This window comes from Rhodovulum marinum, assembly GCF_004343075.1.
Taxonomy (GTDB): Bacteria; Pseudomonadota; Alphaproteobacteria; order Rhodobacterales; family Rhodobacteraceae; genus Rhodovulum; species Rhodovulum marinum.
The window spans coordinates 254,071-278,154 of the sequence record NZ_SLXP01000001.1 but is presented as its reverse complement, the minus strand read 5'-3'; the positions used below and the strand labels follow the sequence as shown (position 1 = coordinate 278,154).

General features: G+C 68.9%; 26 protein-coding genes and 1 tRNA gene. 14 read left to right on the top strand and 13 right to left on the bottom strand.

Going from position 1 to position 24,084, the window contains the following annotated elements:
• Positions 1 to 142: 142 nt before the first annotated feature.
• Positions 143 to 1,453 carry a calcium-binding protein gene (locus EV662_RS20000; protein ID WP_165915485.1) on the bottom strand — a complete coding sequence of 437 codons (1,311 nt, stop codon included), beginning with the start codon at positions 1,451 to 1,453 and terminating at the stop codon, positions 143 to 145.
• A 333-nt stretch (positions 1,454 to 1,786) separates the two neighbouring features.
• Here EV662_RS20000 and EV662_RS01470 point away from each other — a divergent pair, with 333 nt between their 5' ends.
• From EV662_RS01470 to EV662_RS01460, 3 genes are all read left to right on the top strand, one after another.
• Positions 1,787 to 5,140 (top strand): CHAT domain-containing protein, encoded by a 3,354-nt coding sequence (locus EV662_RS01470; protein ID WP_132460350.1) that lies wholly within the window; start codon positions 1,787 to 1,789, stop codon positions 5,138 to 5,140.
• Complete coding sequence (locus tag EV662_RS01465) at positions 5,137 to 5,607, top strand: hypothetical protein (protein WP_132460349.1); 471 nt, start codon at positions 5,137 to 5,139, stop codon at positions 5,605 to 5,607. Before EV662_RS01470 ends, EV662_RS01465 begins: the two co-directional genes overlap by 4 nt.
• A gap of 74 nt (positions 5,608 to 5,681) precedes the next feature.
• Positions 5,682 to 6,152 carry a GNAT family N-acetyltransferase gene (locus EV662_RS01460; RefSeq protein WP_132460348.1) on the top strand — a complete coding sequence of 157 codons (471 nt, stop codon included), beginning with the start codon at positions 5,682 to 5,684 and terminating at the stop codon, positions 6,150 to 6,152.
• Between the two features lie 210 nt (positions 6,153 to 6,362).
• On the opposite strand, the gene EV662_RS01455 is transcribed toward EV662_RS01460, so the two are convergent.
• Entirely contained in the window at positions 6,363 to 6,809 is a 447-nt protein-coding gene (locus tag EV662_RS01455) for an NUDIX domain-containing protein (RefSeq protein WP_132460347.1), read from the bottom strand.
• Positions 6,810 to 6,887: 78 nt separating this feature from the next.
• Here EV662_RS01455 and EV662_RS01450 point away from each other — a divergent pair, with 78 nt between their 5' ends.
• The gene (locus tag EV662_RS01450; RefSeq protein ID WP_132460346.1) at positions 6,888 to 7,610 is read left to right on the top strand and encodes an esterase/lipase family protein; all 723 of its coding nucleotides are present in this window, start codon (positions 6,888 to 6,890) and stop codon (positions 7,608 to 7,610) included.
• Here EV662_RS01450 and EV662_RS01445 read toward each other — a convergent pair.
• Genes EV662_RS01445 through EV662_RS01435 form a run of 3 tightly spaced genes read right to left on the bottom strand, consistent with a single transcriptional unit; the run spans position 7,602 to position 9,427 of the window.
• Positions 7,602 to 8,681: a 5-(carboxyamino)imidazole ribonucleotide synthase gene (locus EV662_RS01445; protein ID WP_132460345.1), complete on the bottom strand. Its 1,080-nt coding sequence runs from the start codon at positions 8,679 to 8,681 to the stop codon at positions 7,602 to 7,604. The genes EV662_RS01450 and EV662_RS01445 overlap by 9 nt on opposite strands.
• Complete coding sequence (gene purE, locus EV662_RS01440; RefSeq protein ID WP_132460344.1) at positions 8,674 to 9,162, bottom strand: 5-(carboxyamino)imidazole ribonucleotide mutase; 489 nt, start codon at positions 9,160 to 9,162, stop codon at positions 8,674 to 8,676. The genes EV662_RS01445 and purE overlap by 8 nt, the downstream gene beginning before the upstream one ends.
• A 46-nt stretch (positions 9,163 to 9,208) precedes the next feature.
• Positions 9,209 to 9,427 carry a YdcH family protein gene (locus tag EV662_RS01435; protein ID WP_132460343.1) on the bottom strand — a complete coding sequence of 73 codons (219 nt, stop codon included), beginning with the start codon at positions 9,425 to 9,427 and terminating at the stop codon, positions 9,209 to 9,211.
• A gap of 171 nt (positions 9,428 to 9,598) precedes the next feature.
• Here EV662_RS01435 and EV662_RS01430 point away from each other — a divergent pair, with 171 nt between their 5' ends.
• Together EV662_RS01430 and EV662_RS01425 are read left to right on the top strand one after the other, a co-directional pair.
• Positions 9,599 to 10,012, top strand: coding sequence for an Hsp20 family protein (locus EV662_RS01430; RefSeq protein ID WP_132460342.1), 414 nt, complete (start codon positions 9,599 to 9,601; stop codon positions 10,010 to 10,012).
• Between the two features lie 20 nt (positions 10,013 to 10,032).
• Positions 10,033 to 10,260: a DUF1150 family protein gene (locus EV662_RS01425; protein WP_132460341.1), complete on the top strand. Its 228-nt coding sequence runs from the start codon at positions 10,033 to 10,035 to the stop codon at positions 10,258 to 10,260.
• Positions 10,261 to 10,416: 156 nt separating this feature from the next.
• Here the strand turns inward: EV662_RS01425 and EV662_RS01420 are convergent, their stop codons facing one another.
• Together EV662_RS01420 and trxB are read right to left on the bottom strand one after the other, a co-directional pair.
• Positions 10,417 to 12,126 carry a bifunctional sulfate adenylyltransferase/adenylylsulfate kinase gene (locus EV662_RS01420; protein WP_132460340.1) on the bottom strand — a complete coding sequence of 570 codons (1,710 nt, stop codon included), beginning with the start codon at positions 12,124 to 12,126 and terminating at the stop codon, positions 10,417 to 10,419.
• Between the two features lie 202 nt (positions 12,127 to 12,328).
• Positions 12,329 to 13,333: a thioredoxin-disulfide reductase gene (gene trxB / locus EV662_RS01415; RefSeq protein WP_132460339.1), complete on the bottom strand. Its 1,005-nt coding sequence runs from the start codon at positions 13,331 to 13,333 to the stop codon at positions 12,329 to 12,331.
• 202 nt (positions 13,334 to 13,535) lie between these two features.
• Between trxB and EV662_RS01410 the strand changes: the two genes are divergently transcribed.
• Positions 13,536 to 14,036 carry an Lrp/AsnC family transcriptional regulator gene (locus EV662_RS01410; protein WP_132460338.1) on the top strand — a complete coding sequence of 167 codons (501 nt, stop codon included), beginning with the start codon at positions 13,536 to 13,538 and terminating at the stop codon, positions 14,034 to 14,036.
• Positions 14,037 to 14,055: 19 nt separating this feature from the next.
• Here the strand turns inward: EV662_RS01410 and EV662_RS01405 are convergent, their stop codons facing one another.
• Both EV662_RS01405 and EV662_RS01400 read right to left on the bottom strand, forming a co-directional pair.
• Positions 14,056 to 14,832 carry a Hint domain-containing protein gene (locus tag EV662_RS01405; RefSeq protein ID WP_132460337.1) on the bottom strand — a complete coding sequence of 259 codons (777 nt, stop codon included), beginning with the start codon at positions 14,830 to 14,832 and terminating at the stop codon, positions 14,056 to 14,058.
• 216 nt (positions 14,833 to 15,048) lie between these two features.
• Positions 15,049 to 15,777, bottom strand: a complete 729-nt coding sequence (locus EV662_RS01400; protein WP_132460336.1) for a hypothetical protein — start codon at positions 15,775 to 15,777, stop codon at positions 15,049 to 15,051.
• Positions 15,778 to 16,014: 237 nt separating this feature from the next.
• On the opposite strand from EV662_RS01400, the gene parA reads away from it, so the two are divergent.
• From parA to EV662_RS01380, 4 genes are all read left to right on the top strand, one after another.
• Positions 16,015 to 16,647 (top strand): ParA family partition ATPase, encoded by a 633-nt coding sequence (gene parA, locus EV662_RS01395; protein ID WP_132460335.1) that lies wholly within the window; start codon positions 16,015 to 16,017, stop codon positions 16,645 to 16,647.
• A gap of 64 nt (positions 16,648 to 16,711) precedes the next feature.
• Entirely contained in the window at positions 16,712 to 17,119 is a 408-nt protein-coding gene (locus EV662_RS01390) for a universal stress protein (protein ID WP_132460334.1), read from the top strand.
• 31 nt (positions 17,120 to 17,150) lie between these two features.
• Entirely contained in the window at positions 17,151 to 17,471 is a 321-nt protein-coding gene (locus EV662_RS01385) for an antibiotic biosynthesis monooxygenase family protein (protein WP_132460333.1), read from the top strand.
• A gap of 34 nt (positions 17,472 to 17,505) precedes the next feature.
• Entirely contained in the window at positions 17,506 to 17,898 is a 393-nt protein-coding gene (locus EV662_RS01380; RefSeq protein ID WP_165915484.1) for a hypothetical protein, read from the top strand.
• Here EV662_RS01380 and EV662_RS01375 read toward each other — a convergent pair.
• The 3 genes from EV662_RS01375 to EV662_RS01365 all read right to left on the bottom strand — a co-directional run bounded on the left by EV662_RS01375 (position 17,876) and on the right by EV662_RS01365 (position 19,544).
• A complete protein-coding gene (locus tag EV662_RS01375) occupies positions 17,876 to 18,340 on the bottom strand; it encodes a YdcF family protein (protein WP_132460332.1) in 465 nt (154 codons plus the stop codon). The genes EV662_RS01380 and EV662_RS01375 overlap by 23 nt on opposite strands.
• 117 nt (positions 18,341 to 18,457) lie before the next feature.
• A complete protein-coding gene (locus tag EV662_RS01370) occupies positions 18,458 to 18,967 on the bottom strand; it encodes a hypothetical protein (protein ID WP_132460331.1) in 510 nt (169 codons plus the stop codon).
• Positions 18,968 to 19,196: 229 nt separating this feature from the next.
• Positions 19,197 to 19,544 carry a hypothetical protein gene (locus EV662_RS01365; RefSeq protein WP_132460330.1) on the bottom strand — a complete coding sequence of 116 codons (348 nt, stop codon included), beginning with the start codon at positions 19,542 to 19,544 and terminating at the stop codon, positions 19,197 to 19,199.
• Positions 19,545 to 20,133: 589 nt separating this feature from the next.
• Here EV662_RS01365 and EV662_RS01360 point away from each other — a divergent pair.
• Entirely contained in the window at positions 20,134 to 20,586 is a 453-nt protein-coding gene (locus EV662_RS01360) for a hypothetical protein (protein WP_132460329.1), read from the top strand.
• Positions 20,587 to 20,921: 335 nt separating this feature from the next.
• Here the strand turns inward: EV662_RS01360 and uvrB are convergent, their stop codons facing one another.
• A complete protein-coding gene (gene uvrB / locus EV662_RS01355) occupies positions 20,922 to 23,105 on the bottom strand; it encodes an excinuclease ABC subunit UvrB (protein ID WP_132460328.1) in 2,184 nt (727 codons plus the stop codon).
• A 166-nt stretch (positions 23,106 to 23,271) separates the two neighbouring features.
• Here uvrB and EV662_RS01350 point away from each other — a divergent pair, with 166 nt between their 5' ends.
• On the top strand, positions 23,272 to 23,583 hold the full coding sequence (locus EV662_RS01350) for an ETC complex I subunit (protein ID WP_132460327.1): 312 nt from the start codon (positions 23,272 to 23,274) through the stop codon (positions 23,581 to 23,583).
• 285 nt (positions 23,584 to 23,868) lie between these two features.
• Positions 23,869 to 23,945, top strand: a tRNA-Arg gene (locus EV662_RS01345).
• Positions 23,946 to 24,084: the final 139 nt, after the last annotated feature.

The window sequence follows — 24,084 nt, the reverse complement described above, 5'->3', positions numbered from 1 at the left end:
AGGCGGGGCTTTTGTTCCACATTCGCCCCAGTGCCGCGCAAACGCCGCGTTTGTTTCCGCCCGCTGCCCGATCACGCCGAAACACGCGGAACGGGCGGCCCGCTCGGGGCCGCCCGGGTGGCGGGGCGGTTGGCGCCGCCGGTCAGGCGAACGCGGTCCAGTCGAACACCAGTTCGGCCATCGCCGGGGCCTCCAGCCCGCCCTTGTTTTCGATCAGGACGCACAGACCGTCGATGTCGATATAGCCATCCCCCTCGGCGGTGATGCCGAAACAATCCGCCAGCGCCAGCGCGGCATCCGCCCCGGGGCCGATCCCGAACCCGCTCAGCACCAACTGGTCGCCGGCCGCGAAATCGGTGATCCGGTTCAGCGCGCCATCGGCGTCCGCGAAATCGAAGACGAACACATCCGCCCCGCTGCCGCCCGACAACAGGTCGGTGCCGGTCCCGGCGATCAGCCGGTCGTCGCCCGCGGTCCCGGCCAGAACGTCGTCGCCCGCGCCGCCGATCAACACGTCATCCCCGCTGTTGCCCTCCAGCGTGTCATCGCCGTCGCCGCCGTTCAGCACATCGTCGCCCTTGCCGCCCGACAGAACGTCCCGTCCCGCCCCGCCGTCCAGACGGTCGTCGTCGTCCCCGCCCTTGAGCAGGTCGTCCCCGTCGCCGCCCTGCAGGATATCCATGCCGGTATCCCCGTTCAGCACGTCGTCGCCCGCCCCGCCATCCAGCCGGTCATCGCCCTTGCCGCCCGACAGCGTGTCATCGCCGTCGCCGCCCAGCAACCGGTCGTCATCCTCGCCGCCGTCCAGCCTGTCGTTGCCGGCCCCGCCGATCAGCAGGTCCGCCCCGCTGTCGCCCTGCAACAGGTCGTCGCCGCTGTCGCCCATCAGGCAGTCCTGCCCCTCGCCGCCGGTCAGGTGGTCGTCGTCGCGCCCGCCATACAGACGGTCGTCGCCGTCATCGCCGTTCAGAACGTCGTTGCCGCGCCCGCCCCGGATCACGTCGTCGCCCGTGCCGCCATGGGCGATGTCGTCCCCCCGGCCGCCATGGATCCGGTCGTCGCCCTCGTCGCCCCACAGGATGTCGTCGCCCTTGCCGCCCCGCAGCACGTCCGCGCCCTGTCCGCCGTCGATCGCGTCATTGCCCCGGCCGCCGCGGACCAGGTCGTTGCCCCGGTTGCCGTCCAGCCGGTCATCGCCCGCGCGGCCAAGGATCACGTCGTCGCCTGCGCTGCCCGCGATCCGGTCGTCGTCCCGGCTGCCCGGCACAAGCGGCGTCGGGTCGTGGTCCGGGCCGCGCTTGGCCGGGCCCGGCGCCTGTACCTGGCCGGGGGCGGGGCGCGGCCCGTGCATGTCTGTGCCGCCGGGCAGCATGTCGGGGCCGGGCTTCTGTCCGGGGGCGGTTTGCGGGCCGCGTGCGGCCGGGAACGCGGGGGTTTTGAACGGTCTGGGCATCTGGTCCGTCTCCGTCGCTGCGCCCGCCCGGGATGGGCCGGCGGCGCAGCGCATTAAGGTTAACGATCGGTTTCCCCGGCACAGAGCCATGGGAGTCGGGCGGAACCGGGGCGCAAAGCGTGTTTTTTCGTGCCGGAAAACGGCCTGTTCCGGGGCGGCCCGCCGATGCGGGCGCGAGGGGCCGCCCCGGCACGGTGGCCAAGCACGCTTTGCGCCTGCGTCGATCTGCGCTAGCCTGACCCCGTCGTGACCAGTCCGCCCACCGGGGCGCGTTCGCCAAGCCCGTCCCGGCGCCATGCCGGGGCAAGCCTTTCACCGTCCGGGGCGCGCCGCATGACGCATCCATTGCAGGACTGGCTTTCCGACGCCGCGACGCCCGACGACCGGTCGCAGGCGCTTGCCGCGCTGGGCTGCCTGGCCTGGCTGGGCGCGCTGGATGGCGGGCATGACCCGGCCGCCGCGCTGGACGACCTGGGCGGGCAATCCGATCTGCTGGGCACGAACTGGCAAATCCCGGCCGATGCCGCGCTTGCCGCCGGCCTTCCGCCGCCCGGCGAGCTCGCCGCGCTTTGGCGCCACGCGATGGCCGATCGCGGTGCCCCCGGCGCGCCCGGCCCGCGCTTCGGCCCGACCCGGCTGTTGCTGCTGCCCCGCGACGCGGCGTGGCAGGAGGACGAAATCGCGCTGCTGCCCTGGGTGCTGGACACGCTCCTGTCCCCGCTGCGCGACTTCGGCCAGCCACCGCCCTGGCGCACGCTGCCGCCCGAGCTGATCGGGGCGGCGACGGTCATGCGCCCCGACCAGCAATGGTGTTATCGTTCGCCGACCTGGCCGCCGGGCATCGCGGATGGCGAGGGCGCGGCCAGCGTGATCGACTGGGACAACTTTCCGCCGCTCGACCGCGGGCTTGCCACCCGGTTTCCGACTGGCACGTCGACGGATATCGCGGTGTATCGGGACAGCCCACCGGCAGAGGCCCATGCCAGTGTCGTCCTGGGGGCGGCGCCGCGGGACACGCCCTTTGCCGCGCTGTTCGAGACGCTTCCCGAATGCGCGACGCTCGCGGTGTGGTTCCGGGGCGCCGCGCCCGATGGCGCCGATCTCACGGAACTCGTCTACGAGCTTGCCCATGACGCGCCGCCCGACCTGGCGGTGACATGGGCCGCGCTCACCGTCGGGCGCGACCCGCTGCCCTGGCTCTTCGGGACCTCGGCCCATGCCTACGAGATGGCCGCCGCCCGCCTGTCGGCCCGCCTGCGCGACGTCGCGGGCCGGCTGGTCGATCTGGGCGTGGACGACCCCCGCCCGCTGCCCGACGACCTGCCGCTCTGGGCCTTCGGCATCGGCGACGACGCCCCCCGCGACCCGGCCGCGGTGGGCACCGCGATCGAGACCGCGCTGGCTGAGGGCCGGGTGCGGTACGACCGCGAGGCGATGGCCGGCGAGGGCTTGGCCGGGCTGCAACGCGAACTCCGCCGGCGCGAACCGCCGGGGATCGGCGGCGCCGGCGCCGCCCCGCCGCGGAAAACGTCCGCACCGCCGGTCGATCTCGACAATATCGATTTCATGATGCCCGTGCCCTTCGGGGCCGAGGACGACGTCCTCACCCCGCGCAAGAGCACGACCGAGGAAGAGGGCGGCGCCCGGGAGGACGGCGCGCCCGAGTCCATGCCCATGGAGGAAAGCGCCCCCGACGCGTCCGGCGGCGGCTGGGATGCGGGCGCAGACGGCGGCGGCGGCGAGGAAAGCCTGCCATGGGAGGAAAGCGAAGCCGCCGGGGAAAGCGGCCCCTGGGAGGAAAGCGAACCCGCCGCGGACGGCGCCCCCCGGGAAGAAAGCGCCGAACCCACGGACTCCGGCCCGTTCCCCGCCGCGGTCGCCCCCGCCCCCGAGGCGCCCGCCGCCCCCGAGGCGCCCGCCGACACCCCGCCCGCCGAGGCCCAGCGCGAAACCGACTTGTCGCTGCTGCGCGGCCATTACTACCCCGGCGACGCGGTCGATGCGGCCGACCGCCTGGCCGCGGCCGACCCGCTGGCGCCTGCGCGCGACCACACGCTGGAAATCGCGATCCGGGCGCATCGCATCGGCGTTCCGGGCGGCGGCACCCAGCCGATCCAGAACCCGCGCGTGGACCGCGAGGATGTCACCGTCTACGTGGCCGTGTCGGGCCCCGCGGCCGGGCTGCTGGCCTTCGAGGACAGCCTCTTGCCGCTGACCTGGCCCTTCGACAGGGACAGCACGCCCGCCTTCTTCCGCTTCCGCAGCCCGGCCATCCTGCCCGACACCCTGTCGCTGTCGATCCGGCTTTACACCGCCGACCTGCGCCTGCTCGACCTTGTCGAACTGCGCTTCCAGGCCGGGCGTTGGCAAGTGCACCGGGCCGAGGGCGTGCTGCCGCCCATCGAACCGGCCGCGGGCGCCGATCGCGACGCGCTGGCGCTGCATATCCGGCCCGAACCCCTGGGCTTCGGGGTCGAGGCCATCGTGCGGCGCGACGGCCAGACACGGCTGGCCGCGCCGCTGGGCCGCACGCTTCTGACCGCCGATCTCGAGGCATTGCTGGCCCGTGTCCGGCGCCACTGGACCGAACTGGTGATCGGCAAGATGAGCCGCCGCAAGGCGCTGTCGGGGCCCAGTTTCCGGCTGGAATGCCTGGAACTGCGCAAGCTGGGCGAGGACGCCTGGCGGGTGCTGTTCGGCGACCGCCGCGGCGCCGATGCCGGCGCGGCCGAGACGCTGGGCGACATGCTGCGCGCCGCGCCGCTGCCCGACGATGCCGCGCTGCGCGTCACCTTCGAACCCAATGCCGAAAGCTTCGCCTTTCCCTGGGCGATCCTGGCCGAGCCGACCCCGCGCCGGCAGGACCCCGACCCCGACGGGCTGTGGGGGCTGCGCTACCGGATCGAACTGGTGCGCCCGCAGGGCCGCCGCCCGCCGCCCGCCCCGGACGGCCCGGTGCGGATCATGGCGACGCTGGACAAGGGGTTCGCCGGGATCGTCGATCATGCCGCGACGCTGGAACAGGTGGCCGGAACGGGGGCGGGGGCCACGATCCTGCCCGCCGCGGGGCGCGATGACGTGCTCGACGGGCTGGAACGCGACGACCCGCCCGAGATCGTCTATTTCTTCTGCCACGGCATCGCCGCCTCGCGCCTGGCCCCGATCGGCGCCGACGTGGTGGCCGAGATCCGCGGCCTTGCCGAGGCGCTTGAGGCCGACCAGAAAAAGCCCTGGAGCCTGTTCCTGACCCGGCTGGACGCGGCGGGGGCGGGCGCGCGCCTCTTCACCGGCGATGCCGAGATCAGCGAGGACGACCTGCGCGGCGCCGATTTCTTCCGCCACGCGAAACGGCCGCTGGTCTTCCTGAACACCTGCCAGTCCGCCGACCTTTTGCCCGCGGTGTCCTCGGGGCTGACCGGGGTGTTCCTCGACCGCCAGGCAGTCGCGGTGATCGGCACCGAATGCCCGGTGACCGCGCTCTTCGCCGATGCCTTCGCGGGCGCGCTCTTGCGCCGCCTGCTGGCGGGCGAGGCGCTGGGCGCGGCGATGCTGGCCGTGCGACGCGAATTCCACGGCGCCAACAACCCGCTGGCGCTGCTCTACACGCTGTACGGGCGCGGCGACGCGCGTATCGCCGCGCCCCGCCCGGCCCAGGCGCACATACCCAAGGAGGAGGGGACCACATGACCACCGACACGGCACTCGAGGAAAAGACCATCGCGGCCGCCGAAACCTTCGCCGCCGAGAAGGACGACGAGGCGCTTTACGTGATGCTGGGCAAGCAGGAAAAGGCGCTCGCGCGCGACCCGTCGCTGGCGACCCAGCCCGCGCTGGACCCGGACTACGACAGCAGCCACATGGGCCTGGTGGACGACCTGAAAGACATCGGCAAACGTATCGTGGCGCGCTGGTCGCGCGCGCTCTACGACCTGGTCTGCGGCGGCCAGGGCGAGGATGCCGACCGCAAGAAGCTGATGGACGCGCTGAATGTCGGCGAGGCGGCGACCATCGGCGCGGTGACCGCGCTGCTCCTGGGCATGGCGGTGCCGCCGCCCATCGCCGCGGCGGCCTCGGTGGTGATCGTGCGCAAGTTCCTGATGCCCGCCGGCGAGGAGGTCTGCCTGTTCTGGGGCGAACAGCTCGACGAGGCGTAAGGCCGGGCCGGGCAGGGGCCGCCTGCGGCAATCCGGGTGCGGCGGGTCGCGGCGCGGGCTGCTAGGCTTGGCCCATGACGATCCGCCCCGCCACCGCCTCGGATTACGGCCCCATCGCCCGGCTGCTGGAACAGGCCTTCGGCCGCCCGGACGAGGCGCGCCTGGTCGAGGCGCTGCGCGCCGAGGGCGCGATGGCCCGCGAGATGGTCATCGCGACCGGGGCCGAGGAGATCCGCGCCTACCTGGCGCTGGTCCACATGATCGAACCCGCGGGCTGGCTGGCATTGGCCCCCGTGGCCGTCGCGCCCGCCTCGCAGGGGCTGGGGTTGGGCGGCCGGCTGATCCACGCTGCGCTCGAGGTGGCCGCGGCGCCGGTCGTGGTGCTGGGCGAGCCCGGCTATTACGGGCGCTTCGGCTTCTCGGTGGGCCGCGCGGGGCGGCTGATTTCGCCTTATCCGCCGGAATACACAGCACTTTACGAGTCCGACCCCACGGGCGCCCCGCCCGTGGCGCGGCTTCTCTATGCGGATGCGTTCGGGGCGTGATCGGTGCCGGTGCGGCGATCGGGTTTCGCCCCGGCTGACGCCGGGGCGACCGGCTGGGGGCTCTGCCCCCAGACCCCCGGAGTATTTCGACCAAGAAAAAGAGGCCTCTGGTCTTCTTCTGGCCGCAAATATCCCGGGGGGAGTCCGAAGGACGGGGGGCAGCGCCCCCCCCCTTGACCCGGCCTTCGAAACCGGGCCTTGCCCGTTGCGTCAGCGCACCAGCGGTTCCAGCGGGTCGTAGAGCAGGCCCATGCCCCAGGCGGCGTCGGGCAGGCTGTCGGGTTTGAACCGGATCGCCGCCATCTCGTCGCGGGCGAAGAACCGCCGCTCGGTGACGACGCCTTCGGGGTCGCGCCAGGCCGCGTCCAGACGGCCCTGCCGGATCGTGCAGCGGAAGTAGATGTCCACCTGGTGAAAGGGCCGGCCGGGGTCGTGGAACTCGTTCACCAGGCAGGGCGCGCCGACATCGACGGTCAGCCCGGTTTCCTCGTGCACTTCGCGGGCCAGGTTCTCGGGCAGCGAGGTGCCGGGGTCCACCCCGCCGCCCGGCGCGCACCACAGGTCGCTGATCCCGTCCGGCCAGGCGTTCACCAGCAGCAGGCGGTTCTCGTGCAGGATCAGGGCGCGGACGGCGAGGCGGGGCGGGGGCGTGGTCATGCGGCGAGACTGCCCTTGGCGCGCCGCGTGCGCAAGCGCCCCCTCGCCTCCGGGACCGCCAGCGCCTAGGCTCGCCCCATGCTGCGCCTTGGCCTTGTCCTGCTGGTCGTCCTTGCCGCGCCCGCCCGGGCCGATTGCGTCGTGCTGTTGCACGGGTTGGCGCGCGGTCCCGGTTCGCTGCTGCTGATGGAACAGGCGCTGGCCCATCACGGCTTTCGCGTGGTGAACGCGGGCTACCCGTCGACCGAGGCGCCGATCGAGGACCTGGCGGACGTGGTGCCGCGCGCCTTTGCCGGTTGCGGGCCGGTGGCGCGGGTGCATGTGGTGACCCATTCGATGGGCGGCATCCTGTTGCGGCTGTGGCTGGCCGGACACCGCCCCGCCAACCTGGGCCGCGTGGTGATGCTGGCCCCGCCCAATTCCGGGTCCGAACTGGTCGATGCGCTGGGCGATCTGCGCCCCTTCGAATGGATCAACGGCCCGGCGGGGCTGCAACTGGGCACCGGGCCGCGCAGCGTGCCCAATTCCCTGGGCCCGGTCGATTTCCCGCTGGGCGTGATCGCCGGCAGCCGCAGCCTGAATCCGGTCTATTCCGCGCTGATCCCGGGGCCGGACGACGGCAAGGTCTCGGTCGCCTCGACCCGGGTGGCGGGGATGGCGGCGCATCTGACGCTGCCGGTCACGCATACCTTCATGATGAACGATCCGCGCGTGATCGCGCAGACGCTGGCCTTCCTGCGCACGGGGGCGTTCCGGCCCGGCCTGGGGTGGACCGACGCGCTGGGCCGGCTGTTACGCTGAGGCGGGGCCGAGGCGGCGGTTCGCGTGCCCCATCTTGCGCCCGGCCCGCGTTTCGGCCTTGCCATAGAGGTGCAGCGCCACCGCCGGGTCGCGGGCCAGCGCGGGCACCTTGTCCATGTCCGCGCCGATCAGGTTCTGCATCTCGACATCGGAATGGCGCGTCCCGTCGCCCAGCGGCCAGCCCGCGACGGCGCGGATATGCTGTTCGAACTGGTCGATGACACAGCCGTTCTGGGTCCAGTGGCCGGAATTGTGCACGCGGGGCGCGATCTCGTTCACCAACAGGCCGCCGGGCGTGACGAACAGTTCCACCCCCATCACGCCCACGTAATCCAGCGCGTTCAGGATGCGCCCGGCCAGCAGAACGGCATCGGTGCGTTGCGCGGTCGACAACGGCGCGGGCACGGTGGTGGTGCGCAGGATGCCGTCGCGGTGGACATTCGCGCCGGGATCGTAGCAGGCGACCTCGCCCGACACCCCGCGCGCGGCGATCACCGAGATTTCCTGGCTGAACGCCACGAACCCCTCGTAGATCGCCGGGGCGCCCGCCATCGCCGCCAGCGCGGCGGGGGCGTCCTCGGGGCGGTCGATCCGCGCCTGGCCCTTGCCGTCATAGCCGAAGCGGCGGGTCTTGAGGATGGCGGGCAGGCCGATCTCCTCCATCGCTTCGGCCAGGTCGACCGCGTCATCGACGGCGGCGAAGGGGGCGGTCTTCAGGCCCAGCTCGGAGATGAAGGCCTTTTCGGTCAGGCGGTCCTGGCTGACGGCCAGCGTGCGGCGGTTGGGGCGGATCGGCACGACCGCCTCGATCGCGTCCAGCGCGGCGGTGGGGATGTTCTCGAATTCATAGGTGACCACATCGACCGCTGCCGCGAAACCGGCCAGCGCCTGCACGTCCTCGTAAGGTGCGGTCGTCACCCGGTGGGCGACCTGGCCCGCGGGCGGTTCGGCGCCCGGTTCGTAGATATGGGTGGTGAAGCCCAGGCGCGCGGCCGCGACCGACAGCATCCGGCCCAGCTGGCCGCCGCCCAGGATGCCGATGGTGGCGCCGGGGGCGAGCGGCTCAGTCATCGCGGGGCTCCTCGGGGATCGAGGCGGACAGATCGGCGCGCCAGCGGTCGAGACGTTCGGCAAGGCCCGGATCGTTCAGCGCGAGGATCTGCGCCGCCATCAGCCCGGCATTGGCCGCGCCCGCCGCCCCGATGGCCATGGTGGCGACCGGGAAACCGCGCGGCATCTGCACGATGGAATACAGGCTGTCGACGCCGGACAGCGCGCGGGTCTGGACCGGCACGCCGATCACCGGCACGCGCGTCTTCGACGCCATCATGCCGGGCAGATGCGCGGCCCCGCCCGCCCCCGCGATGATGACCTGCAGGCCGCGGCCGACGGCACTCTTGCCATACTCCCACAGCCGGTCAGGGGTGCGATGGGCGGACACGATGCGCGCCTCGTAGGGCACCTGCAGCGCGTCCAGGATATCGGCCGCTTCCTTCATGGTGGGCCAGTCCGACTGGCTGCCCATGATGATGCCCACTTTCACGTCCGCCATTGCGCCCTCTCGAATTGCGAGGGCGCACTATAGCCACGCGGCGGGCTTACGCAATGATGTCGGGGGTCAGCTGATCCTCGATCAGGGCGATCTGGTCCTTGAGCGCGAGTTTCTGCTTTTTCAGGCGCATCAGCGTAAGGGAATCGCCGGTGCCGCGGTCCTGCAGCGCCCGGATCGCATCGTCCAGATCGCGATGCTCGCGGCGCAGCACCTCGAGCTTCACGCGCAACACTTCTTCGGAGTTCATCTCGCTGGCGATGTTCATCGGCCTCCCCGGGGTGAGTCGCGGCATTTCCCTGAAAGGTTAAGATACTGCTTTTGCAGCAGGTCGGGAAGCCGGTCTTGCGGCGGGTCCGGGCCGGCCCCATATTTGCCCGGGGCCGCCGCGGAGGCGGGGCCCCTGTCTTCCAGGTCGCTTGTTCAAGGACTTGCCCATATGTCGAAACTGACCCTCGGCTCGCATCCCTTCCTGTTGGGGTTCGAGCAGCTCGAACGCCTCGTGGAGCGGACCGCCAAGTCCGGCAACGAGGGCTATCCGCCCTTCAACATCGAGCAGACCTCGGAAACCGGCTATCGCATCACGCTGGCGGTGGCGGGGTTTCGCGAGGAGGATCTCGCGATCACCGTCGAGGACCGGCAGCTGGTGATCCGCGGCCGCCAGGCCGAGGACGGCGCCGACCGGGTGTTCCTGCACCGCGGCATCGCCGCGCGCCAGTTCCAGCGCAGCTTCGTGCTGGCCGATGGCGTCGAGGTGTCGGGCGCCACGATGGAAAACGGCCTGTTGCACGTGGATTTGCAGCGCGCGGTGCCCGAAAGCGTGGTGCAGACGATCCGGATCGAGCGGGCGTAATCGCAAGGAAGGGAGCAGTCATGGACACGAAATACGAATTCCTGCCCGAGGGCGGCGAGCGCATCGTCTATGTGCGGCCGGTCAAGGTGGCCGACCTGCCCGAGGAGGTGCAGCGCGAGGCGCAGGGGCTGGACGAGCTGTATGCGGTGCACGACGCCAGCGGCGAACGGCTGGCGCTGGTGCGCGACCGCAAGCTGGCCTTCGTGCTGGCCCGCCAGAACGACCTGGCCCCGGTCAACGTGCACTGAGCCGGGCGGGGGCGCTCCCGCCCCCGGGCCGCGCGGGGCTTTGCCCCGCTTGCCCGGCGTTGGGCGTGGCGCGCCCGGCGGTGCCGGGCGCGGGCCTCCGGCGGGGATATTTCCGGCCAGAAGAAGGGTGCGGCTTTGCCCGGGACGGGGGGCGGGTCAGTTGCCCGCGATCAGCCCCATCTGTTCGAGCTTGAGGATCACCTGGTGGGCGCAGTTGTCCACGTCGATCCCGGTGGTGTCGACGCGGAGTTCGGGCGCGTCGGGGGCCTCGTAGGGGTCGGAGATCCCGGTGAATTCCTTGATCTTGCCCTCGCGTGCCAGCCTGTAGAGGCCCTTGCGGTCGCGCCGTTCGCATTCTTCCAGGGGCGTGGCGACATGCACCTCGCAGAAGGCGCCGTAGGATTCGATCATCTCGCGCACCGCGCGCCGGGTCGCGGTATAGGGCGCGATCGGGGCGCAGATCGCGATGCCGCCGTTCTTGGTGATCTCGCTGGCGACATAGCCGATGCGGCGGATGTTGATGTCGCGGTGTTCCTTGGAAAAGCCCAGTTCCGAGGACAGGTGTTTCCTGACCACGTCGCCATCCAGAAGCGTGACCGGGCGCCCGCCCATCTCCATCAGCTTGACCATCAGCGCGTTGGCGATGGTCGACTTGCCCGACCCCGACAGCCCGGTGAAGAACACCGTGAACCCCTGTTGCGAACGCGGCGGGCGGGTCTTCCGCAGCTCGTTCACCACCTCGGGGAAGGAGAACCAGTCGGGGATTTCCAGCCCCTCGGCCAGGCGGCGGCGCAGTTCGGTGCCCGAGATGTTCAGCACCGTCAGGCCCTCTTCGATCTCGTCGGCGGGTTCGTATTGCGCGCGTTCCTGGACGTAGACCATGTGCTTGAAGTCGACCATTTCCAGGCCGATCTCGGATTCGTATTCGCGGAACAGCTCTTGCGCGTCATAGGGGCCGTAGAAATCCTCGCCCGCCGAATTCTTGCCGGGGCCCGCATGGTCGCGCCCGACGATGAAATGGGTGCAGCCGTGGTTCTTGCGGATCAGGCCGTGCCAGACCGCCTCGCGCGGGCCGGCCATGCGCATGGCCAGGTTCAGCAGGCTCATCGTGGTGGTGGCCTGGGGGTACTTGTCCAGCACCGCCTCGTAGCAGCGCACGCGGGTGAAATGGTCGACATCGCCCGGTTTCGTCATGCCGACGACCGGGTGGATCAGCAGGTTGGCCTGCGCCTCGCGCGCGGCGCGGAAGGTCAGTTCCTGGTGCGCGCGGTGCAGCGGGTTGCGGGTCTGGAACGCGACGATCCGGCGCCAGCCCAGCTTGCGGAAATAGGCGCGCAGCTCGTTGGGCGTGTCGCGGCGGGCGCGGAAATCGTAATGCACCGGCTGCTGGATGCCGGTGACGGGACCGCCCAGGTAGACCTTGCCCGCGGTATGGTGCAGGTAGTTCACCGCCGGGTGCGCCAGGTCGTCGGCGCCGAACACCTTTTCCGCCTCGCGCGCCTTGTTCGGCGTCCAGCGGTCGGTGACCGACAGGATCGCCAGGATCACCCCTTCCTGGTCGCGCAGCGCGATGTCCTGGCCCAGCTCCAGCCCGGCGGCGAAGTCTTCGGACACGTCCAGCGTGATCGGCATCGGCCACAGCGTGCCGTCGGCCAGCCGCATGGTTTCGACGACGCTGTCGTAATCCTCTTCGGTCAGGAAGCCCTTGAGCGGGTTGAACCCGCCGTTCATCAACAGTTCCAGGTCGCAGATCTGGCGCGGCGTCAGGTCCCAGCTGGGCAGATCGCCGGCCTCGGCCTTCAGTTTCTGCGCGCTTTCGGGCGAGACGTAGAGTTCGGGAATCGGGGTGAGGTTGGAAAGGGACATGGGGCAGACCTGATGACTTTCGCGAAAAGCACGGGGGCTGGCCGGACCGCTCCGGCATCGCGCGCGCCATAACGTGCAACCGTGGCGAGATTCAAGCACAAGCCGGCCGGCCCCGCGAATAAGGGCCGGAATTGTCGCAAATGCACCAATGCGCGGCAGGTCGTCCCCGGCCCGGCCCGTCCCGCGGGCCGCTATTCCCCGCTTAGCCGGCCTGCGGCACCTCGGCGCCATGGCCCAGCGGCAGGGACATGTCCTTGCCCGCGTCGATCCCGGCCTCCGCAAGGAACCGCTCGGCCTCCAGCGCCGCCATGCAGCCCATGCCCGCCGAGGTCACCGCCTGGCGGTAGACATGGTCGGTCAGGTCGCCCGCGGCAAAGACACCCGGGATCGAGGTCGCCGTGGAATCCGGTTTCGTCACGACATAGCCGCCCATATGGGTTTCCAGCTGGTCCACCACCAGTTCCGAGGCGGGCGAATGGCCGATCGCCACGAACACGCCCTTGCACGGGATCTCGGTCACCGCGCCGGTATGGACATGGCGCACCCGAATGCCGGTGACGCCCATCGGGTCCTCGGTGCCGACCACCTCGTCCAGGCTGTGATCCCACAGGATTTCCACCTTGGGATTGTTGAACAACCGGTGCTGCAGCACCTTTTCCGCGCGCAGTTCGTCGCGGCGGTGGACCAGCGTCACCTTGGACGCGAAATTCGTCAGGAACAGCGCCTCTTCGACCGCCGCGTTGCCGCCGCCGATCACCGCCACCTCTTGCCCGCGGTAGAAGAACCCGTCGCAGGTGGCGCAGGCCGACACGCCAAAGCCCTTGAACTTCTCCTCCGACGGCAGGCCCAGCCATTTCGCCTGTGCCCCCGTCGCCAGGATCAGCGCGTCGCAGGTATAGGTCGTGCCGCTGTCGCCCACCGCCGTGAAGGGGCGGCGCGACAGGTCCAGCGAGGTGATGATGTCGCCCACGATCTCGGCCCCCATTGCCTTGGCATGGGCCTCCATCTTCTGCATCAGTTCGGGGCCCTGGATTTCCACCTCGCCGGGCCAGTTCTCGACCTCGGTGGTGATGGTCAGCTGCCCGCCGGGCTGGATGCCCTGGATCAGCAGCGGTTCCAGCATGGCGCGGCTGGCATAGACGGCGGCGGTATAGCCCGCCGGGCCCGAGCCGATGATCAGAACCTTGCTGTGCCGCGTCTCGCCCATGGGCCCGTCTCCTGCCTTCGGTTTGCGTCCATCGTCGGCGCCCGATATAGCCATCGTTCCACCGTCTTGGAACCCCCGGCGTGCCGGTCGGCCGCAGGCTTGCATCCGGCGCAAGGCCGTTAAGATCTTGCGCGGATGCGAAACATTATTGCGCAGGCTGCGCCCGGAACATATGATCCGCAAAAATCCGAGAGGGAGCAGCATGCCCGGGACCAAACTCGACGCGATCGACCGCAAGATTCTGGCCGAATTGCAGGCCGATGGGCGGATGACGAATGTCGAACTCGCCCGCCGCGTCGGGATCTCGGCCCCGCCCTGCCTGCGCCGCGTCCGCACCCTGGAGGAATCGGGTTTCATCCGCGGCTATCACGCCGACGTGGATATCCGCGAACTGGGGTTCGAGGTGCAGGTCTTCGCCATGGTCGGCCTGCAAAGCCAGGCCGAGGCCGACCTGACGAAATTCGAGAACCGCTGCCGCGCCTGGCCGCTGGTCCGCGAATGCCACATGCTGAACGGCGAGGTCGATTTCATCCTGAAATGCGTGGCGCCCGACCTGTCCACCTTCCAAAGCTTCCTGACCGAGGAACTGACCGCCGCCGAGAACGTGGCCTCGGTCAAGACCTCGCTGGTGATCCGCTGCGCCAAGGACGACCCCGGCGTGCCCTTCGACGTGCTGGAAGAGCGGCTGGGCCGCAAGGCGTAAGCCGCGGCCGCGCCGCCGATCAGGCGGCGCGCATCCGGTCCATCTCGAACGCCGTCAACCGGGGCAGGGCCATCGGCCCGAACCCGTCGAACCCGCCGAGATGCGGGAACAGCGCCAGGAATTTCACCCGCCCGGCATGGTCCATCAGGTCGGCGGCATTGTCCCCGGGGTGATAGCTTTCCACCTCGACCCCGTTGGCCAGCAGGACGTGCTGCGCCTCAAGCGCCAGGTGGAACACCCGCGTCGGGCGCGTCACCCGCAACCCGATCAGCGCCACGCCATCGACAAAGGCCGAGGCCGGCGCAAAGGCCTGCCCCGTGCCCAGGATCTCGTGGCAGCCGGGGTGACGGAACAGCATCCGCGCGCGCGGCCCCAGGATCAGGTCGGGCATCGGTCGGCCCAGCCCCAGGCTGTCGGCGGTCACCCGCGTAAGCACCGGCAGGTCGCTGCGCAGCGCGCCGGCCATCGGCATCAGCACGGTCGACCCCACCCACATCAGCCGCTGCGGCCCCGCATCCGCGGTCGCCAGCGTCATGCCCGGCGCCAGGTCCTCGACCGCGACCGGCCCGCCCGGCGTCGCGATCAGCGTGCCATGGGCAAAGGCGGCGAAGGCCTCGTCGATATGCGGCTCGGCGGGCAGGGCGCGGATGAAATGCTGCGGATAGCCGTCCGGGCACAGGCCGTTCACCTCGTAGCGGCGCATCACGGCGCCGGCGTCATGCCCGGCCAGGCGCGACGGGTGGGTGGGCTGCGGCGCCACGGGGGTGGGCTGCGGGTATCGGTCGTGGGTTCCCATGCGATCAGTCCTTCCGGTCTGGTCACATCTGCACAGGCCCCCACCGAAATGCAGATACGGCCCCCTGTCTGCCCCAGCCGGAGGGGTCTGTCAAAATTTAGCGATCCATTTTCCCGGCAGGGCCGGGCAATGCGGGGGGCGGGACCGCGATTGTCCGGGCCCCGGGGAAAATGCCACGAAAAGGCGCGATGTGGTTCCGAATCGGCGATGGCGCGGTCAGAATTCGACCCGGCTGCCCAGCACGACCCCCACCGATCCCGCGTCGCCCAGCCCCACGATGCCGCCCAGCGTGACCCAGCTCCTCTCGCCCAGCCGGCGCGCCACGCCCGGCACCAGCCGCAGCGAATTGTCGCCCTCGGCCGGGGCCTCGAACCGCATCTCGACGCTGACCTGGGTGCGCGGGTTCAGGTTCAGCCCCAGCGTCATGTCCAGCTTGTAACCATCGCGCAGCGCCATCGGCAGGCCCGCCACCGTCTGGATGCTGCCGGTTTCGGTCGCGGCGGCCAGCTGGATCACCGCCTTGGCGTCGACATTCACCCAGGCCCAGCCGCGTTCGGTTTCGAAACTGTGGCCCCAGCTGATCCCGGGCTGAACCACCGCCTCGACCCCGGTTTCGGACGACCCCGCCGCGCCCAGGCCGAATTCGGCCGCCACGCGCCCCGGCAGCCAGCCGAATTCGCGCCCCATCCGCACGAAGGCCACCGCCTTCCAGTCGTCCGCCGCCTCGCCCTTGCCCGCGTCCAGCCCGATCGTCAGTTTCTCGGTCAGCCCGTATTCGGCATAGACAGACGTATATCCCGCCGCGTCCCCGCCGCCGCCGGGCCGGGTCATCTCGTGCGAAAACGCCAGCATCAGGGCGCCATCCTCGCGCAGCCACGCGCCCGCCTGCGCCATCGGCGCGGCGATCAGCCAGATCGGCAGGGCCAGCAGGGCGGTGCGGCGCATCGCGAAAATCCCCCTTCGCCACCAGCTTCGCGCCAGAATGGTTAACCATTCGTTGACCGAAAGCCGCCGCTTGCAATTCCCGCGCCTGCGCGGTCCTCTGGCCACAGCCCGGCGGAAACGGCCGCTTGCGGCGGCTTTCGCCCTGAAATCGGTGCGCAGCGCGCCGAATAGGGGCTGGGCAAGGGCTGCATCGGCGCATATGCTGCGCCGCAGCAAAATGGGTGTTGGGGGGCGGACATGGCCGGCAAGATCATCACCATAGCCCAGCAAAAGGGCGGCAGCGGCAAGACCACGCTCGCGGTCAACCTGGCCGTGGCCTTCGCGCGCAGCGGGCTGAACGTGGGGCTGGTCGATACCGACCCGCAGGGCAGCCTGGGCCGCTGGTTCATGACCCGGATCGAAGGCGCCGACCCGGACATGGATTTCTCGACCGCCTCGGCCTGGGGCGTGGAATACGAGTGTTCCAAACTCGCCCGCGACAACGACGTGGTGCTGGTCGACACGCCCCCCAAGGCCGACAGCGACCTGCGCCCCGCGCTGCGCGCCGCCGACCTGGTGCTGGTGCCGGTCTCGGTCTCGCACGTGGATCTCTGGGCCACCGAGGGCGTGCTCGATCTCGCCCGGCGCGAGGACAAGGCGACCATGGTCGTGCTGAACCGGATCAAGGCGGGCACACGCCTCGCCGCCGAGATTTCCGAAACCGCCGCGGGCCTGACCGCGATGCTGGCCGCGGCCCGGCTTGCCAACCGCGTCGCCTATGCCGAAACGCTGGGCCAGGGCCGCGGCGTGCAGGAAGCCGCCCGCAAGGGCCCCGCCGCGGCCGAGATCGACGCGCTCGCCGCCGAGGTGCTGTCCGTCGTGCGCACATGATTTGCGTCAAGGTCGCGCCCGCCCGGCTTTGCCATTCTGGACCGGCCAAGGGAGGGTAAAACCGATGTACAGCAATATCCTGGTTCCCGTCGCCGTCGATCACGGCCCCCATCTCGACGATGTGCTGGCGCTTGCGCGGCGACTGCGGAACACCGACGGCAAGATCACCGTGCTGACCGTCGCCGAGGCGATCCCGCCCTACGTGTCGCAATACCTGCCCGCGGACCAGGAGGCCAGGACGCGGGCCGCGATCCATGACGACCTCAAGGGCGAACTGGAAGACGCCCCCGATATCGAGATCCGCGTGATCACCGGCCATGCCGGCATGACCATCGTCGATTACGCCGAACGCCACGACGTGGACTGCATCGTGATGCATTCCCACCGCCCGGGCCTGAAGGATTATTTCCTCGGCTCGACCGCCGCCCGGGTGGTGCGCCACGCGCCCTGCTCGGTCCACGTGATCCGCTGACGAGTTCCCCCCAGAAGAACGGAAACTTCCCATGCCCACGATTTCCCAGGACGCCGACCTGCAGACGGTCATCACCACCTTCGATGTCACCCCCGGCACCTGCCAGGACCTGCTGGACGAGCTGCACGACGCCTATACCAACTTCATCTCGAAACAGCCCGGCTTCATCGGCGCGGGGCTGCACGTGAACGACGCCCAGACCCGCATCGCCAACTATTCGCAATGGAAGCGGCGCGAGGATTTCCAGGCGATGCTGCGCTCGGACGAGATGCGCACCCGCAACCGCCGCATCGCCGAACTGTGCAAAAGCTTCGAACCCGTGATGTACGAGGTCTTCGGCAGCTTCAACTAGGCCCGGTCCCGCCCGCGCCTCAAAGGTGACGCCCATGCGATCCCGTTTCCGCCCCGCCCTGCTGACCGCCGCCCTGATCTGCGCGCCGGCCCTCGCCCCCGCCCAACAATTGCTGGAACAATACGTCGCCGTGATCGGTGCGCAGGACCTGTACAATTCCCGTGGTATCCGGCTGGTCGAACCCTGGCAGATCCTGCGCCAGGACCGGGCCAATTTCCACCGCTACGGGCTGCGCGACGTGGGCGACCAGGGCGACAGTTTCTTCGCCGACATGGGCAACCGCGCGGCGATGGAACAGATGCTGATGCGCGGGCGGATCGATCCGGTCGCGGCCCAGGCGATCGTCGCGGGCGGCGCCACGGTCGTGGTGCAGGTCTGGGGCCGGAACGGGCTGGGGGATCACGTCACGGTCGACGTCTTCCGCTAAGCGCCAGCAACAGCGCCGCCGCCTCGCGCAGCACCAGCCAGGCGTGCCGGTGCGGCCGCCCGATCCCGTGGCGGGGCGCGGCGGGCACCACCCGCAGCCCGGCCCGCCGCGCCAGCAGGCGCGCGCGGGGCAGGTGGTAGTAATCGGTCACCAGCGTGACCCGCCCGATCCCGCGCGCGGCCAGCAGGGGCGCCGAAAAGGCGATGTTCTCGGCGGTGTTGCGCGACCGGGTCTCCTGCACGATCCGCGCCTCGGGCACGCCGGCATCCACGCAGATCGCCGCGATCGCCGCCGCCTCGCCGCCCCCGCCCGAGGCCACGACCAGCGCGCCGGGCATGTCGGCCCACAGCGCCGCGCCGTGGCGCGCGCGGCGGATCAGCGCGGGACCCGGCCGGCCATCGGCCGCCATCGCCGCGCCCAGGATCAGGATCGCGTGGGTCATGCGGGCGCCAGCCTCGCGCCGGGCGCGGGCGGCGTCAACCGCCCGGCGCGGCCCGGGGGCAGGGCGGGTGAAACCCACCGCCCGGCCAATGGTGGGGTGGCGCCCGCCCTGCGCCCGTCAATAGGTGATGATCGACCAGCACTCGAAAACCGCGTCGATGGCGTTGCGCGACCCGCTCAGCGAGAACCGCGCGAAAGACCGCCCCGAGCCGCCTTCCTCGTAGACCGCCACCGCGTTGCCCGCCTGCAATTCCCGCAGAAAGCGCCGCGTCGCCTCGTATTCCCCGAAATAGAACGAGATCGCGTTGCGCCCCGCCGTCGCGTCCACCGTCCAGCGCGACCGGTCGATATCGACGTAAAGCGGGAAATACATGTGCCCGCCGAAATCCCAGTCGGCATCGATGATGAACATCGCCGCCGCCCCGTCGCCGAACAGCGTGATGTCGAAGGACGTGCCGTTGGCGTTGACCGTCGCCGCCTCGCACCAGTCCTGCCCGGTCACGGTGTTGCGCACGTAAGAGACATGCCACGCGCCCTGCTGGAACAGCACCCGTTCATCGAACTGCGCCCTGACCGGCGTGGCCAGCAGCAGGGTGGCAAGAATGGCGGACATGAACCGTGCAAGCATCGCAACCTCCCCGGGCAGCGCCCCGCGGCCCGCCCTTCCCCAGATCGCCAGGGGACGCCGCCCGCGCGGCCCGGCCCCGTGACTCCTATGTGCAGGATGGCCGATCCTGCGCGGCGGTCATTGATTGGCGTCAAGGGGGGCTGGGCGGCGCAGGGTGGGTGAACCCCACCGCCCCGCGCGGTGCGACGGGAGCGAGGCGGTGGGTTGGCACCCACCCTACGCTGCGTGCTCAGCGGTGCGGGGCGAGGTCGCGCTGTTTTGCTTTCAACGCGGTGTCCAGAACCGCCAGCAGGGCTTTCGCCGCCTTTTTCTGGCGCGCCACCGACAGGCGTTCGGCCCAGTCGGTCAGTTTCGGATCCTTGGCGATGATGCGCCGGAAAAGCGGGTCGTCATAGAAAAGCGGGTCATCGTAACCCTGCGGGATCGGCTCGGGCAGGTGCGGCCCGTCGGGCTGGACCAGGTCCAGGTATTCCAGTTTTTTCACAATGGTATCGCGCCACCCCTCGATCTCCTCGACACGCGCCTTTTCCATAAGGTCCTTGAGGTAGTCCTTTTCCAAATGCGTCGGACGTTTCATGGCTGTCTCCTTGTTTCCAATAGCTAATATGTATCACGAATGCATATTTTAGGTAAGCAAAAAAACAACCCTGGCGCGAATCTGCGCGCCTGGCGTTCACGCCCCCGCCTCCCCTGCACGCCCCACCTTGCCCCCACTTGCATGGCGGCCGACCCGGGGCGCGGGTCCGTGATTGGCGTCCCGAATGGGACGCGAAGCGGACAAGGCGGCGCAGGGTGGGTGAAACCTACCGATGCGGGGCAGTGGTGGCTAAGGTGGTTGGTACGATTTCAAGCTTGCCGATGGGACGAATTGCTACCTACCCTAGCCTCGTCGGGCATGGCATACTGGTTTTGCAGTTTGATGGAGTGAGTGTATATGGCACTTCCAATTCTCGCAGCTCTGGGGGGGCAGGCACTCGTCCAAGTGTTCACCAAACCATGGCCGTGGATAATAATTGGAACGTGGTTTGTGACCTCCAAAGTGGACATTGGCGGGATAGCAACCGAAGCGAAGAATACGATTTTCAATCTTTGGTGGCTCGTCCTGCTTACGCTTCTGCTCTTGATCGCTCGACAGTATTTGTTCTTGCTTGCGGAGAAAGAAAAGAGTGCAAGACGCGGAGAATAGGACAAGTGTCCTTGTCCGGATTGTCACTTTGTTCGTTGTCGCTTGTGTCATGGCGCTTGGCGCTATTTTTGTCCTAGACAGCAGCGAACTTGCCAAAGTCACGGGCGAAGCGAGCACTCGACAGGTCCTCGTCCTTGCCGCGCCGCTCGCAGGTTTGGCATTGACCAACTTTAGTATGTTTTCGCGTTCTTCTGGTCAGAAAGACTTTGTTCTAGAGATTCTTATTGTTAGCGTTGCTTACTGCCTATTTCTGGCGATTACATTGCCTTTTGCCTTTAGGCATGACTCAGAATGCAAGCTTTTTGGATACTTCTGCGAAGAAACGAGCTTGGTCATTCCTACCGTTTCGACAATTGCACTCGTCGCAGTTTTGGCTTCCGCAGGTACACTCCTCTGGCGTAGGTTGCAGAAGGTTTTCAAGCCTCACAATTAGTCTTATCGCTTCCCTCTCCCCCGCTTCCCCCCGCGCTGCCCCGCGCGGCCCGCCGTCAACCGCCCCTTTCACGCCGATCGACGCCTCCAAGGCCTCCCCGGCGTCCGGGTATTCCACCACCGTTCGGATCCAGCTCCGCGACCCGTCCCTACGCGCTTCTTTCCGGTCCCGACGGACGCCCAACCGCCTTCTTTGCCCGTTGCCGCCCGCGCGCCCCGTTAACGCCGCCACGCCCGGCCAAGGCTCATATGGAATTCATATGGGAGTCATATGGAATTCATATGCCCCAAACCGCGGACTCCGGCGGCGTTAACCCTGAGTCGCGCCGCCCAATCCTAGCGCCGCCGCCGCTTGCCCCCGCGCTGCCCCGCGCGCCCCGCCGTCGACCGCCCCTTGGCCCCGACCGAGGCCTCCACCGCCTCGTCGACCGCCGATTGCCGGGCCAGCGGGTCGTCGGAAATCGCCAGGTCCACCGCCTCCAACCTCTTGATTTCATCGCGCAATCTGGCGGCGTCCTCGAATTCCAGGTTCTCGGCGGCCTTGCGCATCTCGGCCCGCAACCCGTCCAGATGCGCCTCCAGGTTGGCGCCGTGCATCGGCTTGTCGATCTTGGCCGTCACGCGGTTCATGTCCACGTCGCCCTGGTAGAGGCCCGCCAGGATATCCTCGACGTTCTTCTTCACCGTCTCGGGCGTGATCCCGTGCAAGTCATTGTATGCAATCTGTTTTTCCCGCCGTCGCTCGGTCTCGCGCAGGGCGCGTTCCATCGACCCGGTCACCCGGTCGGCATACATGATCACCCGCCCATCCGCGTTCCGTGCCGCCCGCCCGATGGTCTGGATCAGCGAGGTTTCCGAGCGCAGGAACCCCTCTTTATCCGCGTCCAGGATCGCCACCAACCCGCATTCGGGAATGTCCAGACCTTCGCGCAAAAGGTTGATGCCGATCAGCACGTCGAACGCCCCCAGCCGCAAATCCCGAAGGATTTCAATGCGTTCGATGGTGTCGATGTCGGAATGCATGTAGCGGACCTTGATGCCCTGTTCGTGCAGGTACTCGGTCAGGTCCTCGGCCATGCGTTTCGTCAGCGTGGTGCACAACGTCCGATACCCCCGCGCCGTGACCTTGCGCACCTCGTCCAGCAGGTCGTCCACCTGCATTTCCACGGGGCGGATTTCGACGGGCGGGTCCAGGAGGCCCGTGGGCCGGATCACCTGTTCGGTGAACACCCCCCCCGTCTGCTCCAACTCCCAAGGGCCGGGGGTGGCGGAAACGAACACCGATTGCGGCCGCATCGCGTCCCATTCCTCGAACTTCAGCGGCCGGTTGTCGGTACAGGACGGCAGGCGGAAGCCATGTTCGGCCAGGGTGAATTTCCGACGATAGTCGCCCCGGTACATCCCCCCGATCTGCGGCACGGTGACGTGGGATTCATCCGCGAAAACAATGGCATTGTCGGGGATGAACTCGAACAGGGTGGGGGGCGGCTCGCCCGGCGCGCGCCCCGTCAGGTAACGCGAATAGTTCTCGATCCCGTTGCAGACGCCGGTGGCCTCCAGCATTTCCAGGTCGAAATTCGTGCGCTGTTCCAGCCGCTGCGCCTCCAGCAATTTCCCCTCTTGCACCAGCTGGTCCAGCCGCTGGCGCAGTTCCTTGCGGATGCCCTGAACCGCCTGTTGCATGGTGGGTTTCGGCGTCACGTAATGCGAATTGGCGTAGACGCGGATGCGCTCGAAGCTGTCGGTCTTCTGGCCCGTCAGCGGGTCGAATTCCGTAATGGATTCAAGTTCCTCGCCAAAGAACGACATCCGCCAGGCCCGGTCCTCCAGGTGCGCGGGCCACAGTTCCAGAACGTCGCCGCGCACCCGGAACGACCCGCGCTGGAACGCCTGGTCGTTGCGCCGGTATTGCTGGGCCACCAGGTCCGCGATCACCTTGCGCTGGTCGTATTCCTGCCCCACGGTCAGGTCCTGGGTCATCGCGCCATAGGTTTCCACCGACCCGATGCCATAGATGCACGACACCGACGCCACGATGATCACGTCGTCCCGTTCCAACAGCGCGCGGGTGGCCGAGTGGCGCATCCGGTCGATCTGTTCGTTGATCTGGGATTCCTTTTCTATGTAGGTGTCCGAGCGCGGCACATAGGCCTCGGGCTGGTAGTAGTCGTAATAGCTGACGAAGTATTCCACCGCGTTCTCGGGGAAGAACCCCTTGAATTCCCCGTATAATTGGGCGGCCAGCGTCTTGTTGGGCGCCAGGATGATGGCGGGGCGCTGGGTTTCCTCGATCACCTTGGCCATGGTAAAGGTCTTGCCCGTGCCGGTCGCGCCCAGCAGCACCTGTTCGCGCTCTCCGGCCGTGATGCCGGCGGCCAGTTCCGCGATGGCGGTGGGCTGGTCGCCCGCGGGCTGGAACTCGGAGTGCATGACGAACCGTTTGCCGCCCTCCAGCTTTTCGCGCGGGCGCACCGGGGCGGCGGGGGCGTTCAGCGCGGCAGGTTCTGTCGAATAGGGCATGGCGGCGATTCCTTCGGGGGTGCCCCAGACTTGTCCCCCGGGGCGCGGCGTTCAAGGGGCAGGCGGGGCGCGGCCGAATGTATCCTGCGGTATGCCGCCCCTTGCGAAGGGCCGCCCCAACCCCCATAACTGACCCGGATCCAACAGGGGGGAGGACCGAACGCCCATGCGTGCCCGCATCTACCAGCCGTCCAAGACCGCCACCCAGTCGGGGCAGGCCAAGACCCACCAGTGGGTTCTGGAATTCGCCCCCGCAAGCCCGCGCGAGATCGACCCGCTGATGGGCTGGACCAGTTCCGCCGACACCCAGGCGCAGGTCCGTCTGAAATTCGACAGCCGCGAGGCGGCCGAGGATTACGCCCGCCGCCACGGCATCGACGCGGTGGTGATCCGGCCCAAGACGCGCAAGCCGAACGTCCGGCCCATGGGCTATGCCGAGAATTTCGCCGTCAACCGCCGCGGCCAGTGGACCCACTGACCCTTTTTCCGACCGGGGTCCGTTGCCGCGCCCTGCCGCGTTCGTTCGCGGGCATGGCGCAGGTGGGGAAACGGGGGCGTGTCGGGACGGGGCCGGCCGGATCCGTTCCGCGATCCACCGAACGTCGGCCCCCGTCGACGGGCTTTCCCGGCGCCTCTTTGTTCCCGCGCGCGGGTGGTTCCATTCAAGTTATTGATTTATTGTCGTTTTGTGGTCGAACAAAGGCGGCTTTGGCCGGATTTGCACTTGCGCTGGCGCAGGGGCGCAGGCAAAAGAACGCCATGCGGCCCCGTAGCTCAACTGGATAGAGCAGGCGACTTCTAATCGCCAGGTTGAGGGTTCGAGTCCTTCCGGGGTCGCCAGTTCTTTCGCTTTGGGCACTGATGTGGATTGCGCCAAGGCGGGGTCTTCGGGCGGGTCTGCCGAAACCCCCATTTCGGCCTGCCGTCGTCGCCGCAGCCGTGGATCGCGTCTTGTGGGCGGGCCTTGGTTCTGGTCTTG